Source organism: Bacteroidia bacterium (assembly GCA_037045145.1).
Classification (GTDB): Bacteria; Bacteroidota; Bacteroidia; order AKYH767-A; family OLB10; genus OLB10.
Genome location: JBAOIA010000011.1, coordinates 238128 through 252903, shown reverse-complemented (window position 1 = coordinate 252903; position 14776 = coordinate 238128). Strand labels below are relative to the sequence as shown.

The 14776-nt window shown below is 36.6% G+C and carries 10 protein-coding genes; 8 read left to right on the top strand and 2 right to left on the bottom strand.

Going from position 1 to position 14776, the window contains the following annotated elements; translation table 11 throughout:
• The first annotated feature begins 2 nt into the window (after positions 1 to 2).
• From V9G42_02030 to V9G42_02010, 5 genes are all read left to right on the top strand, one after another.
• A complete protein-coding gene (locus V9G42_02030) occupies positions 3 to 1271 on the top strand; it encodes a cysteine desulfurase (GenBank protein MEI2758193.1) in 1269 nt (422 codons plus the stop codon).
• Positions 1272 to 1913: 642 nt separating this feature from the next.
• Positions 1914 to 2846, top strand: a complete 933-nt coding sequence (locus tag V9G42_02025; protein MEI2758192.1) for a T9SS type A sorting domain-containing protein — start codon at positions 1914 to 1916, stop codon at positions 2844 to 2846.
• A 4-nt stretch (positions 2847 to 2850) separates the two neighbouring features.
• Positions 2851 to 6105, top strand: coding sequence for a tail fiber domain-containing protein (locus V9G42_02020; GenBank protein ID MEI2758191.1), 3255 nt, complete (start codon positions 2851 to 2853; stop codon positions 6103 to 6105).
• 151 nt (positions 6106 to 6256) lie between these two features.
• On the top strand, positions 6257 to 7948 hold the full coding sequence (locus V9G42_02015) for a glutamine--tRNA ligase/YqeY domain fusion protein (protein ID MEI2758190.1): 1692 nt from the start codon (positions 6257 to 6259) through the stop codon (positions 7946 to 7948).
• Positions 7949 to 7950: 2 nt separating this feature from the next.
• A complete protein-coding gene (locus V9G42_02010) occupies positions 7951 to 8376 on the top strand; it encodes a SufE family protein (protein ID MEI2758189.1) in 426 nt (141 codons plus the stop codon).
• Between the two features lie 7 nt (positions 8377 to 8383).
• Here the strand turns inward: V9G42_02010 and V9G42_02005 are convergent, their stop codons facing one another.
• Positions 8384 to 9271: a WD40 repeat domain-containing protein gene (locus V9G42_02005; protein ID MEI2758188.1), complete on the bottom strand. Its 888-nt coding sequence runs from the start codon at positions 9269 to 9271 to the stop codon at positions 8384 to 8386.
• 2 nt (positions 9272 to 9273) lie between these two features.
• The gene (locus tag V9G42_02000; protein ID MEI2758187.1) at positions 9274 to 10506 is read right to left on the bottom strand and encodes a PAS domain-containing sensor histidine kinase; all 1233 of its coding nucleotides are present in this window, start codon (positions 10504 to 10506) and stop codon (positions 9274 to 9276) included.
• A 56-nt stretch (positions 10507 to 10562) separates the two neighbouring features.
• Between V9G42_02000 and V9G42_01995 the strand changes: the two genes are divergently transcribed.
• From V9G42_01995 to V9G42_01985, 3 genes are read left to right on the top strand one after another with little or no spacing between them, the layout of a single operon-like run.
• Positions 10563 to 11141: a YceI family protein gene (locus tag V9G42_01995; GenBank protein MEI2758186.1), complete on the top strand. Its 579-nt coding sequence runs from the start codon at positions 10563 to 10565 to the stop codon at positions 11139 to 11141.
• The gene (locus V9G42_01990) at positions 11138 to 14008 is read left to right on the top strand and encodes a two-component regulator propeller domain-containing protein (protein ID MEI2758185.1); all 2871 of its coding nucleotides are present in this window, start codon (positions 11138 to 11140) and stop codon (positions 14006 to 14008) included. Before V9G42_01995 ends, V9G42_01990 begins: the two co-directional genes overlap by 4 nt.
• 3 nt (positions 14009 to 14011) lie before the next feature.
• Positions 14012 to 14773 carry a LytTR family DNA-binding domain-containing protein gene (locus V9G42_01985; protein MEI2758184.1) on the top strand — a complete coding sequence of 254 codons (762 nt, stop codon included), beginning with the start codon at positions 14012 to 14014 and terminating at the stop codon, positions 14771 to 14773.
• Positions 14774 to 14776 lie beyond the last annotated feature (3 nt).

Below are 14776 nucleotides of genomic sequence, written 5' to 3'. Positions count from 1 at the left end.
CAATGAGCAGATTGACAAAAACCGCAACCGTAGTATTTGATGCAGAAAGCATCAGAAAGGATTTTCCTGTGCTGTCGCAAAGTGTTTATGGAAAACCATTGGTATATCTCGACAATGCAGCAACTTCGCAAAAGCCTCAACCGGTGATTGATGCCTTGGTTAAGTATTATTCAGAGTATAATGCCAATATACACCGGGGTGTACATTTTTTGTCGCAAACGGCATCGAAGGCTTATGATGATGTACGCATAAAGGTTAAAAATTTTATTCATGCTGCAACAGAAGAAGAAATTGTTTTTACCGGAGGTACAACAGATGCCATTAATCTGGTAGCTGCCACCTGGGGTCGTCAACATATTGGCGAAGGCGATGAAATTATTGTTTCTGCTATGGAACATCACAGTAACATTGTTCCATGGCAGATGCTTTGCATGGAAAAAAAGGCATTACTCAAGGTTATTCCCATGAATGATGATGGTGAGTTGTTGTTGTCTGAATTTGAAAAGTTGCTTTCCATAAGAACAAAAATTGTAGCAGTAGTCCATACCTCTAATTCATTAGGTACTATTAACCCTGTTTTAGCCATTGTACATGCCGTTCGCCAGCATGAGAAGAAAACCGGGAAGACAGTTGCTGTATTGATAGACGCTGCACAGGCCGTAGTGCATGAGCCTATTGATGTGCAGCAGTTAGATTGTGATTTTCTCTGTTTTTCTGCACATAAAATGTTGGGACCAACAGGTGTAGGAGTGCTTTATGGTAAATCAAATTTACTGAACAACATGCCACCCTACCGCGGTGGTGGCGACATGATTAAAAGTGTGAGTTTTGAGAAAACTACCTACAACGATATTCCCTTCCGCTTTGAAGCAGGCACACCCAACATTGCAGATGTCATTGCATTTGGAGCTGCCATAGATTACTTAAATAACTTAGACCGCATTGGCGCAGTAAATCATGAAATTATGTTGGCCGAAAGGGCTGCAAAATTACTTGCCGAAATAGATGGCGTTCGGCTTATAGGTACAGCACATCAAAAAACCAGTGTGGTATCTTTTATCATAGAAGGAGTTAATGCTATGGATGCAGGCATGTACCTCGACACCTTAGGCATTGCAGTTCGTACAGGGCATCACTGTACAGAGCCCGTTATGCAAAGATTTAATATTGCCGGAACCATTCGTGCTTCGTTTTTATTTTACAACACCCTGGCCGAGATAGAAACACTTGTGCAGGGAGTGAAGATGGCAATTAGTAGGTTGAGAAGATAGCAGATTATTAAGTATTACAAACATTGTCTAACGGATAGAATTGTTTGAATGGGACAAGTTACGCCAGTGATATTGTAGGCGTAAGCCAAGCCACAAACGCACCTCCTGACGTTTTTTAGTACACATCTTGCTTACCTGCCAACACTTGTCAACTATTAGCATACAACCGTGTAAGCAGTTTTTCAGGCAGTATTTTTATTGTTAGTTTTTTCATCATGGAAAGAAGTAAAAAGAAAAACACCTTCTTTTCTTATGCAGGGTTTTTGGCTTCAGAAAAGGACAAAAGGGAGTAAACTTCTAGTAAGAAGTAATTTCAGAAAAATTTGATAAATTGAGTTGAATAGTTTTAATTTTACAATTCTTAAATTAGACCAAACTACCATGATAACAACAGAAGCACTTGCAAGGTTGATGCGCTATAAGCGCATGCTGCGTTTTTCTTAGCCCGCAGCCACCATCGCTACATTACACCATTCCCGTTTCGCAAATGTGAGTTAGAAATAACGGAGCGCTAACAGTCAAACAAATTATTATAAAAAACGAAAACCAAAAGCAAGATGTAACAGCCATGCTAAACGAACTGAAAAACGAAATAGCCCAACTAAAAGAACAATTGAATCAATTAACAAAAAATTAAAGGTGATGAAAAAACTTATACTACTTATTTTAACTTTTGCTTACAACCTTTGCAATGCGCAAATTAATTTAGTGCCCAACCCGAGTTTTGAAGATACCATAGAGTGCCCTCATTATGCCAACCAGTTAGATAAAGCTGTGGGGTGGCATGTGAGTAAAGGTAGTCCAGATTATTTTAATGATTGTGCTTTTATTGCTGACAATTGTTCTGTGCCGTATAATTTTCTTGGCTATCAATATGCACATAGTGGTTCTGCATATTGCGGATTTATTGCTGCTTACCTCAATGGTGGTAATGAAAGAGAATATTTTACCTGTCAGTTAATTAATCCGTTAATTACAGGAGTTAAATATAGGGTTTCCTATTATCTTTCATTAGCAAATTCATGTGTTAATTTAGCCAGTAATAAAATGGGACTGTTATTCAGCACGGTTAATTATAATTTGAGTAATCCTGCACCTGTTGGCAATTATTCTCAGTTTTATACTGATTCAATAATTACAGATACTCTTAACTGGGTTCATGTTGAAGGTAGTTTTATTGCCGATTCCGATTATGTTTATATGACCATAGGCAATTTTTTTGATGACACAAATACGGACACAATTTACATACCTCCTGCATCACAGGCTTATTATTATATTGATGATATAGCCATTATGGAAGATACCACAACGAATATAAATGATAAGGGCGTTAATTTCTCGATGATTAAATTCACAAATCCTGTAAAGGAGAGGTTGAAAATAGTTACGGATGAATTTTATTTTAAAGATGTTTCTGTTATTAGTATTACAGGGCAACCCATGAATAAAATGAGTAATTTAAACACTAACCTTGTAGAAATGAATATTGGCAATTTAAAATCAGGGATATATTTTATAAAATTAAAAACTCACAACAACAACATATATTATTATAAATTTATTAAACTTTAAAAAGATGAAAAGTAAAATTTTAACAGCATTAACTTGCTTTTGGGTTTTATTAATCAATAAAACCTTTGCACAAGTGTCAGTAAGTTCTAATACTTATTCCGCGAATACAAATTATGTCGGTTGGAACACCACACCGGGAAGCCCCGATTTAAACATCAAACACGAACTTGACCAGCCCATTCACTTTTACACCAATGCCGGAGCAGGAACTTTTAACTACCAACGGATGATAATAGATAAATCACCCGGTCACATAGGCATAGGGTTAAACTTTACACCGGGCAATGATGTGCTTGATATATTGCCTGATATTAATTTTCCGAATACAGGAATAGGCATAAACCATCAAACGGTGCTGCATAATTGGGGAGCAAATAACATTTTTGTGGGCGTAGGCGCAGGGCAGAGCAATACAGGTATTGATAACACATTCATGGGGGCATATTCAGGTACTAATAATACCAATGGTTATGCCAATACTTTTTATGGAAAAGAATCTGGTATGAATAATGTACATTCTGGCGGCAACACCTATATTGGCTGGCTTGCAGGAAAAATGTACGACAAACATGAGAACACATTTGTTGGGAGTCGCTCCGGTGAAAACAATCAGGGTAATGCAAATACATTTTTGGGAGTATTAAGCGGAAACAATAACACAGGAAGTACAAATACTTTTTTGGGCAGTGGGTCAGGAAATATTAATGATGGTAATGGTAATTCCTTTTTTGGACATTCTTCTGGAGAAAATTTTATAAAGGGGAATTACAATGTTTTTTGCGGTACAGAGAGCGGAAAATTTGCAACAGGAGATGAAAATGTGTTTTCAGGCTACCAAAGCGGCATAGTTAATACAGCTCGGTTTAATGTATTTATCGGCTCCAAGTCTGGGCTAAGTAATATACAGGGCGATCAAAATACTTTTATCGGAAAGAGTTCAGGTGAAAACAATGATAGAGGCATGAGAAATACTTTTATAGGCTATGAGTCAGGCATTACCAACCGAAATGGTCATCAAAATACATTTGTTGGTGCAGGTAGCGGGAGTGGCACGGCATCTGGTATTTCCAATGCATCAGCTATAGGCACCAATGCCACAGCTGTTAATGATAAAGTAATGATATTGGGAGATAATGATATTAACGTGGGCATAGGCATGTCAGGTGTTGCAGGCGGCCCTCTTACCAAACTACAAATATTAAGTAGCTTAAATGTACCACAGTTTCGTATTTCTTATGATTATGGAAATAATATTCACACCAACTTTCAAACAACAGCAAGTGGTGATTTGAAAATCAATCCAACAGGGCACTTTACCGGATTTGATTTGTCTGTTTCGCCTGCAAATGTTGTTGATATTAATTCTACCTCATCAGCAATTAGCGGTTTGCGCTTAAGAAATTTAAGTACAACAAGCAATTCAAATGGTAAAGTACTTAGTGTTGACCCTATAACTAAGGATGTGATTTTAGTGAATGACATTGGCGGCACGGTAAGTAGCAATTGTAACATACAAGATATAGTTGCCCTCTTCGACAATACAGGCAACGTGCTACAATGCAGCGATATTTACAACAATGCATCAGCAACACCTAACAATCGTATTGGATTTTTTACCACTACTCCTCAGTATAAATTTCAGATGGAAGGCACTGCACTGTTTACATGCAATCACATAAGCACACCATTTGGATTAACGGTGCATGGTCAAAATAATCCACCTGCGGTGATGATAGAATCAAAGGATGATGAAGGGCTTTCTATACTTCACAGCGCCACAACAAGTCCCAATGTAAAAGATTTGCTGAAATTATATGGCGATGCAAATAAACAATATCACCTGCGTATGGTAGGAACGCCTACAGGCAATAGTATTGTAAACAGTTTAACCATTGACCACGAAGATAATGCAGGCAATGTAAACCATTGGTTGAGCTTTGACCCTGCAACCAATACGTGCTATATGAAAGATGATTATAATGGTCCTGTAAGTGGAAATCATTCTAAACTATATGTTGAAGCCCGTACACCGTTAAACTACACAGGAAACAACATGACAGATGCAGTAAAAGCAGTAAACAACAATACAAATGTAAACACTTTACTCAGCAATAGAATGACAGGTGTAAATGGGGAATGTACAGGAGTACGCACCGGAAATAATATATATAATATTGGAGGCAAATTCAAAGGTACAGGTGCAAACTCAGTCTCCGGCACAACAAGGCCTTTGGCTAATAATTATGGTGTATCAGGCGAGGCATTTGGCACCGTTCTATCCGGAGTAAATAACTATGGTGGCTATTTTACAAGTACGGGAACCGGATACGTAAATTGCGGTGTATTTAGCTTGTCCAGAAACACATCAACATTCAGCTATGGCATCTATTCCTTGGCACAAGGAGGGACGTTATTTAATTACGGAATATATTCAGGCACCTACAATCATCAATGTAGTAGCGGAGTGAACACATGCCCTAAGGCAGCAGGATTTTTTAATGGCGAAGTTTATACCACAACAGCCGTTTATAACACCAGCGATTCGTCATTAAAACAAAACATAACACCGGCAATACAAAGCGACACCTTGCTCAATAATCTTTCTGTTTATACATTTAATTACGATACGTTGAATAATTACGGATTGACGTTGCAGGGAGGCAAGCACTACGGCTTGCTGGCACATGAAGTAAGGCAAGTGCTACCCCAGTTGGTAAAAGAATTTATACAGCCCGAAGAATACGATACGGCAGGCACAGTGCTATCACAACAAAAAAATATTCAGGCAGTAAACTACACAGAGTTTATACCGCTGCTGATAGCAGGCTATAAAAGTCAGGCTAAGGAGATAGACACCTTAACCAGCCAACTAACTACATTGCAAAGCAGGCTCGATTCGTTGGTGATGGCGGTAGCCTCATGCTGCAATGCACCCTTGTTAAATCAAAACAATAGCAACAATCAACAAACCATAGAGCTGGATAACACACCGGCAATCATATTGGGCAATGACCCCAATCCATTTGCAGAAAACACCACTATCACATGGAACATACCGCAACAGGACACAAAAACAATAACTGCCATGCTTGTTTTTTACAATCAGAACGGCAGCATATTAAAGTCGGTTAAAATACATCAGGCAGGAGCAGGCTCACTGTTGGTATATGGAAGCAATCTTTCATCGGGTCAATACAGCTATTCGTTGGTGGTCAATAATAAAACCGTTAAAACCAAACGCATGGTGAAAGTGAAATAATTCAGTTTAAATTTTTTTTTGATTCTTCAAGTATAAATCTTTGCAATGCGCCTCTTTTCAATATAGCATTAAAGGCTGTTTTTCGCAGTACCTTGTTCTTCAAAAACCATGCAATAGCTTTTCCTTACCTTTGCTTTTCAATTATAGATATATGTCAGAGGCCAAAAAAACCGGAAAAGAAACTATGAATTTTCTGGAAGAAATGATTGACGCAGAAATTCATTCAGAAAAAGTACAACAGGGAAAGCTGCTTACCCGATTTCCACCTGAGCCAAACGGTTATTTGCATTTGGGTCATGCCTCGTCTATCTGTTTAAACTTTGGCATTGCAAAGCGTTTTGGTGGAAAAACCAATCTGCGGTTTGATGATACCAACCCCGTTACAGAAGATACAGAGTATGTAGAGAGCATTAAAGCAGATATACGTTGGCTGGGATTTGAATGGGCCAATGAATTTTATGCCAGTGATTATTTTGAAAAATTGTATGAGTTTGCCTTAAAACTTATTCGTGAAGGATTAGCTTATGTAGATGATTCAACAGCAGAAGAAATTGCAGCCATGAAAGGTACACCTACGCAGGCAGGTAAAAATTCAATTTATAGAACCCGTTCTGTTGAAGAAAATCTGGACTTATTTGAACGTATGCGTAATGGTGAATTTAAAGAAGGCGAGAAAACATTGCGTGCAAAAATAGATATGGCATCGCCCAACATGCACCTGCGCGACCCGCTGATGTATCGCATCAAACATGCCCATCATCACCGCACTGGCGACAAATGGTGTATTTATCCCATGTACGATTTTGCACATGGGCAGAGTGATTCCATTGAAAATATCACACACAGTATTTGTACTCTGGAGTTTGAAGTACATAAACCTTTGTACAATTGGTTTATTGAAAAATTAAATATTTATCCCAGCAGACAGTTTGAGTTTGCCAGACGAAACATTAGTTATACGGTGATGAGTAAACGTAAACTTTTGCAATTGGTAAACGAAAAAATTGTTGACGGTTGGGACGATCCGCGCATGCCCACCATCAGCGGTGTGCGCAGACGTGGTTATACTCCTGAAAGCATCCGCAATTTTGCAGAAGTGGCAGGAATCTCCAGACGTGAAAATGTTACTGATTTTAATTTGCTGGAATCTTGTCTTCGTGAACACTTGAATAAAGTTGCTGTCAGAACCATGGCAGTTATCAATCCTCTGAAGGTGGTGTTGTTGAATTATGAGGAAAGCAAAACTGAAATTTTAAAGGCAGAAAACAATCCGGAAGCAGTTGAAAAAACCTATCGAGATGTTGCATTCAGCAGAGAAATTTTTATTGAGCATGATGATTTTATGGAACATGCCGGAGAAGGATTTTTCAGACTTACTGTTGGAGGCATGGTGCGACTAAAGCATGCTTACATTATCAAATGCGAAAATGTGTTGAAACATGATGATGGTACTATCAAGGAGATTCATTGTACCTATGTTGCTGAGAGCAAAAGTGGACAGGATAAGTCGGGTATAAAAGTAAAGAGTGTGATACATTGGGTGAATGCTGCCACTGCTGTGGATGCAGAGGTACGGTTGTACGATAAGTTGTTTACTGTTGAAGCACCCGATGCTCAGGACGAAGATTTTAAAAAGTTTATCAACCCACATTCATTACAAATTTTCAGCAATGCCAAAGTAGAACCCGACCTTTTACATCATGATAAAGGAGAACGCTTTCAGTTTTTAAGGTTGGGTTATTTTGTAGAAGACAAGTACAGCACCTCTGCAAAAAGAATATACAACCGTGCAGTGACGTTAAAAGATGAGTGGGCGAAAGAACAAAAGAAACAAAAGAAATAGTCATGCAGCAGGAAAATATAAATGTAGTGGAGGCAGAAATTATTGCAGACTTTGAGTTGTTTGACGACTGGACACAGAAGTATGAATACATCATAGAACTGGGTCAGCAACTGCCGGCATTAGAAGAGCGTTTTAAGAAAGAAGAATATAAAATTAAAGGCTGCCAGAGTAGTGTTTGGCTCAATGCTTTTGAAAACGATGGTTTGCTTTTTTTTGAAGCCGACAGCGATTCTGTTTTTGTAAAGGGCGAAATTGCTTTACTGATAAAAGTATTGAGTGGACGCACACCGGAAGAGATCCTATCTGCAGAGTTGAAATTTATTGATGCTATAGGTCTGCGCCAACATATTGCTGTTACCCGTGCTAATGGTTTGGCCAGCATGATTAAGCAGATGAAAGCCTATGCACTAGCGCATAAAGAGGGGTAATTATTTGTTATGCATTGAGATGCCATAACATTATACTTCTGTCATCACCCGTGGTGATTAGCTCTGTATCTGAGAGCCAACAAAGTGTGTTCACAGAATTTTTATGACCTACAGGATGTTCTTCAATACGGGAAATAAAAGATAAATCATCATTCCAGATTTTTATTTTTTTATCACGACTGGCTGTTGCCATCAATTTTCCGGAGGGGTTAAAAGCAATAGCATAAATTGCATAATTGTGAGCGGCAATACTTTCAATTAGCTTAAAATTTTGTTGTACATCGAATACATTAAGTCGTGCATCACGAGAGCCTGTCAGAAGAAATTTTTTATCAGGCGTAAAGCAAAGTGCATTGACAGAAAAACCTGTGTTGTGTGCAGTAATAATCTGTTCTTCTTTCAAGGTGTTTGAGTTAATAATTCTGACAGTGCCATCACCACAACCTGCAATTATGTGTTGTTCGTCCGGATGTGGTAATAGTTTTCTGATTTTAAAGTCACCTAAGCGAACGGATGCATGTTTGTTTAATTGTAAGCCTGTTCGAATTATTTGTCCATCACCACCGGCTGTGTAGAGTTGATGATTATTAAGAAATAAATCAAAGACATAACTGTTGTGTAAATGTGCCTTTGCTAAAGCAGATGTATTTTTAATATTAACACTATGTATTTCGCCATTGCCACAGCCTGCAAAGAGCAAATCGTTAAATAAAGTAAAACTATAAATACCTGCCGGAAGAATTGCAACAACAGTGCCTTTATCAGGTGTTTCAATACTCCATTCAATCAGATGATGGTCGCCACTACCGGAATAAAATGCATTTTGATTTTTTGGTAACAGGCAATATACAGCACTGCCATGACCATTGAAAATTATTGGATTAGAAATATTCATTATTAACAGGGTATAGTAATCTTAAAAGCAGTTCCTTTATTTAGTTCACTTTCGGTTTCAATTACACCGTTCATCAGCTCAACATAGCGGGCAACAATATTTAAGCCAAGTCCTGTGCCTTGTATGTTGGTAGCATTCGATCCTCTGAAAAAGCGTTCAAACAAATGTTGTTGATCTTCCTTACTGATTCCAATTCCCTGATCTTTAAATTCAAGCACAGTGGTATTCTCACCAATATCTGTTTTTATTTCAATGAGCTTTCCTTCATCAGAAAATTTTATGGCATTTGAAAGAATATTGATGACGATATTTCGAATCAACCTTGGATCGAGCAATACATCATTTTTTCCTGTATGTACATAATTAATTGCTTGTCCGGGTTTTTTTATTGTAGCCAGATCATTAATAATTTCACTGATTATATTATTCAGATTGAATACTTCATAATCGGTTTTTGTTTTTCCTTCTTCAATTTTACTCAACGAAAGGAAGTCACTTAAAATATCATTCAGATTATTAACGGCAGATTTTATTCGTTCAACATGTCTGATACGCTTGTCTTGCTGCTCCTTTTCAATATATGCGGTAATTAATGATGCTGATGAAAGAATGGTGGTGAGTGGTGTGCGAAACTCATGTGATGCCATTGACAAGAACCGTGATTTGAGTTCATTCAATTCCTTTTCTTTTGCAAGAGCTTCGCTTAATTCTTTTCTGGACTTTTCAATTTCGTTGAGTGCTTCTTCTAAAACTTTTGTACGGTCAAGAACTTTTGCTTCCAAACGCTCATTGCTTTGTTTTAGCATACGGGTAATATCTTCGAGCTGATTTTTCTGTTCAAGCATCTGTGCCTGAACTTTTTTTCTTCCCGTTATGTCAATAATAAAAGCCATTACATACGATTCGTCATTCAATGTAAAGGGGCTCAAACTAATTTCAACCGGAAATTCGCTTCCATCTTTACGCATGGCATGAAGGTCGAGTCCAATGCCCATGGAACGATTATGTGGGTTTTTATAAAAACCGGCTCTGTGTGTTTGATGCACCGCTTCAAATCGCGAAGCCATCAACTTTTCAATTTTCTGACCAATAATTTCATTCTCTGTATAGCCAAAAAGTTTTAGTGCAGAAGGGTTTACTGTTACAATGAGACCTTTGGAGTTGGTAACAACAACGCTCTCCGTTGCATATTTAAATAGCTGTCCGTGAAATTTGTGGCTTTGTTCAGAATACATAATCAATCATCAAAAACACAAATTTATATCATTACAATTAAACTTTGAAAATATCCATGCGGATTAATATTTTTGTTTTAATGAAACAAGGTGGAAGGTTATTACTCATGATTTTCTTGTTTTGCTTGCCTGATACTGTCATTGGGCAATCTGTTTATTCCTGCACCAATGGTGAAGTATTTTTTCGAAGTGAAGCCAAGTTGGAATTGATAGATGCAAAGTCTCAAAAGTTGGAAGCCATTGTTGATTTTCAGAAAAAAGCATTTGAATTTTTAATTCCTATAAACTCTTTTAAAGGTTTCAATGCCGAATTGCAGCGAGAACATTTTCTGGATCGTTATATGGAGAGTGATAAATTTCCTGTTGCAACATTTACAGGTAAGATTATTGAAGATGTTGATATTTCTAAACCAAGTGAAATAACAGTAAGAGCAAAAGGTAAACTAACAATTCACGGGGTAGAGCAAGAAAGGATTATTAAGTCAAAAATCACTATCCAGGGAAATGTTGTTACTGTTTATTCGGTCTTTAGTGTCCCGTTAAAAGATCATAAGATAAAGGTGCCTCGTGTTGTTCAGGAAAAAATTGCCAACGAAGTTTTGGTACAGGTAAAAGCTATATTAAGACGTAAATGAGAAGAATAGTTTTAATTCTGCTTTGTATTGTACAAATTGTGAATGGACAAAATCCTTTTTTTAAGCAAATTATTTTAAACAGAGATACCCAAAATTTTACATTCAATGCCATTTTGTTTTGTAAGAATGGGTTTCTATGGGCCGGTACTTCAGAGGGTCTTTACCGTAGTGATGGAAATGACCATCATTTGCTTGCAATTGATAGTGACATAAAGTGCAATGTGAATACATTATTTGAAGATGCTGCCGGTATAATTTGGATTGGCACAAAAGATGGTAAAATAGGATTTGTTGAAGATGATACATTAAGAATAATTAAAGCGTTTAAACTAAAAACAACAGTTGCCATAACATCAATCAATGTGGATAGCAATGGTTCTATGTGGTTTACTACCGCTGGAGATGGGGCATATTATTTGCAGGATAAAAAATATTATCATATTGGTATTGAAGATGGATTGAGCGATGATTACTGCTATACTTCAGCTTCTGATAAATTGGGTAACATGTGGATAGGAACGGATCAGGGATTGTCGCTGTGCACAACAGTAAGAGGAAGGAAAGTTCTTCGTAAACTACAGGCCACAGACGGATTATGTGATAATATAGTTAAGAAAATAGTTTTATATGATTCAAAACTGCTACTTGGCACACAAGAAAACGGATTATGCATTTACGACCTTAAGCAGAATAGCTTTCAAAAACAACAAAATGAATCAGTTTGGAAATACGGTGCACTAAATGACATTATTTTAAATAAACAAACACATGAAATTTGGGTGGCAACAGAGTCAGGTGGACTACTGTACTGTGAGAACCCTGAAGAAAGAATGTTTTCTTTTAAACAACAGTCGGATAGACTATTTAGCACAGTATATTCAGTAGCAATTGATCATCAGAATAATGTTTGGGTAGCAACCGAACGTGGTTTGTTTCGTTCACACGGGCAATGGCTTACATTTTTAAATCAATTTAATGGGGTTGATATAAAAAATGTTCATGAAGTCGCTTTTCTCGATAGCAATAGAATGGTAGTGAGTATTAAAAACAAAGTTTTGCTTCTGTCTTTTAACACAACTACAATAAAAGAATGGACGATTCTTCCTTCCGAAAAAAATATTGATGTATCAGGCTTGTATATTGATCAGGAAAAATATATCTGGGTTGGTACATTAGGTAGAGGGGTATTCAGAATAAATCCTTCTGAGAATGAAATTCAGAGAATAGAAGTTCCATTCGATTATAGCAGTATTTTATTTATTAATGGTAATGAAAAAGTTATTTGGCTTGGAACATTTGGAGGAGCAGCTTTAATAGAAGTAAAGGAATTAAAAACAGACAACCTTCAATACAGTATCAGAAGTTTTTCTCTTGAATCACCACTGGGAAATTATTATGTTTATTGTGTTTATCGTGATGTAAAAGGACGTTTTTGGTTCGGCACAGATCAGAATGGAATAGTGTTGTTAGACGATGATAGGTTTGTTGCCCCACTTGACGGAAGGTTTAAAGGTAAAACCGTATATTCAATCACCGGTGATAAGAATGATGTGATTTGGTTTTGTGTTGCCGATGAAGGAATTTTTTGTCTTAAAGGCGACAACTTTAAGTTATATAACCGAACAAACGGTATTCGAGATTTGAATATAACAAGTATTGCAGTACTTAATGATAGCAGTGTGGCAATGGTTAATAAAAGAGGAATTGATATTTTGAACCATGCAACAGGATCAGTGATGTATCTTGGAACAGAAAATAATCTCGATAACCTTAACCCGGACATTAATGCTGTAGCTAAAGATAGTATTGGAAGAATATGGTTTGGCTCTGCCAAAGGAATGGTTGTAATAAATCCGAAACTACTGAACCCAAATACCGTACCGCAACTGAGTAAATTAAACATGATACAACCGGTATTTAAAAATCGTTTTGTAGATATGCCTGTGTTTGGTCACAATGAAAACACAATCGCATTTGAGTATGCGGCAACTTGGTTTACTAATCCCGAAAGAATTCTTTATCAATATAAGTTAGATGGCCTTAACACAGAGTGGATAAAAACGAAGGATAATAAACAAGTATTTCCAAACCTGCCACCGGGGAAGTATGTTTTTAAAATCAGAACTTCAATAAATCCACAATTTACATTCAATAATGAAAGAAGTTTTTCGTTTGAAATAAAAAAACCATTTTGGAATGAAGATTGGTTTTACATTACACTTGTATTATTTACAATTGTGTTGATTTACCTATTCATAACAATTAGGGATGCAAGAGTAAAAAAATTACAACAATTAAGGAACGATTCCATCAAGTTTCAGTTTGAAACATTACGCAATCAGGTTAACCCTCATTTCCTGTTCAACAGTTTTAATACACTTATTGATATAATTGAACATGACAAAGAACATGCTGTTGAGTATGTAGAAAACCTTTCTTCATTTTTCAGAAATATTGTTACTTATAAAGATAAAGATACCATTAAACTATCTGAAGAAATTAAAATTGTGAAGGCATTTTATTTTATACAACAAAAGAGATTTGGCTCTAACTTACAACTAGTAATTGACGAACATAGCATGTACGATGAAAAGAATGTTGTTCCTATGGTTTTGCAACTTTTACTGGAAAATGCTATTAAACACAATGAAGTTTCTAAAGAAAAGAAACTAAAGGTTCATGTGTCATTTTCCGGTTCAGAGATTGTCATTAGTAATAATATTAACCTTAAATGGAATAAAGATGAATCAACAGGTACAGGGCTGCGTAATATTATTGCACGTTATCGTTTGCTGACTGATAAAACGGTTCAGATTGAATCATCACAAGATTATTTTGTTGTATCATTGCCGTTGATAGATAATTAAAAAATGAGAATAGTAATTTTTGAAGATGAAGAGCCTGCTGCCCGCAGACTGATAAAGCTTCTTAATGAGGTTCATACTGCCGTGGAGATTGTTTCAGTAATTGACTCTGTACGATCCGGCAAAGAATTTTTTAGTCAAAATAAAAGTTTCGATCTGATTATCTCAGACATCAGGCTTGCAGACGGATTAAGTTTTGAAATATTCAGGAATTGTTCTGTAAAAGTACCGGTAATATTTAGTACGGCTTATGATGAGTATGCAATAGATGCATTTCGACACAATGGAATGGATTATTTGCTGAAACCGGTTAAAAAAGAAGAACTAAAAGCGGCAATACAGAAGTATGAGAATTGGTTTATAGAATCAGATTCAACAATAAATTATGATTCACTGATTCAATCTTTATTGCAGGAAAAAAAGGGCTTTCAGAAAAGAATTGTTATTCGTTTTGCTGATACTATTAAAACTGTAGAAATTGAAGATACAGCTTATTTTTTTACAGAGAATAAGATAAATAACCTTTGCACTTTTAGTGGAGAATCATTTATTGTTGATCATAACTTAGATGAGCTTGAGCTTATTCTTGATCCTTCTGTATTCTTCAGAATTAACAGGCAGTTTATTGTCAACTTTAAGGCTATTCAGAAAATGAATGTAGTGTCAAAATCCAGAGTTAAGCTCACGCTGCATCCAACAACTATTCAAGACACAATTGTTAGTACAGAACGTAGTGGCGTTTTTAAGCAATGGCTGGCAGGAAAATAAAAG

Coding starts and splice junctions, on each gene's coding strand:
- V9G42_02030 (MEI2758193.1), top strand. CDS start 3: ATGAGCAGATTGACAAAAACCGCAACCGTAGTATTTGATGCAGAAAGC.
- V9G42_02000 (MEI2758187.1), bottom strand. CDS start 10,506: ATGTATTCTGAACAAAGCCACAAATTTCACGGACAGCTATTTAAATAT.
- V9G42_02020 (MEI2758191.1), top strand. CDS start 2,851: ATGAAAAGTAAAATTTTAACAGCATTAACTTGCTTTTGGGTTTTATTA.
- V9G42_02015 (MEI2758190.1), top strand. CDS start 6,257: ATGTCAGAGGCCAAAAAAACCGGAAAAGAAACTATGAATTTTCTGGAA.
- V9G42_01985 (MEI2758184.1), top strand. CDS start 14,012: ATGAGAATAGTAATTTTTGAAGATGAAGAGCCTGCTGCCCGCAGACTG.
- V9G42_02025 (MEI2758192.1), top strand. CDS start 1,914: ATGAAAAAACTTATACTACTTATTTTAACTTTTGCTTACAACCTTTGC.
- V9G42_02005 (MEI2758188.1), bottom strand. CDS start 9,271: ATGAATATTTCTAATCCAATAATTTTCAATGGTCATGGCAGTGCTGTA.
- V9G42_01990 (MEI2758185.1), top strand. CDS start 11,138: ATGAGAAGAATAGTTTTAATTCTGCTTTGTATTGTACAAATTGTGAAT.
- V9G42_01995 (MEI2758186.1), top strand. CDS start 10,563: ATGCGGATTAATATTTTTGTTTTAATGAAACAAGGTGGAAGGTTATTA.
- V9G42_02010 (MEI2758189.1), top strand. CDS start 7,951: ATGCAGCAGGAAAATATAAATGTAGTGGAGGCAGAAATTATTGCAGAC.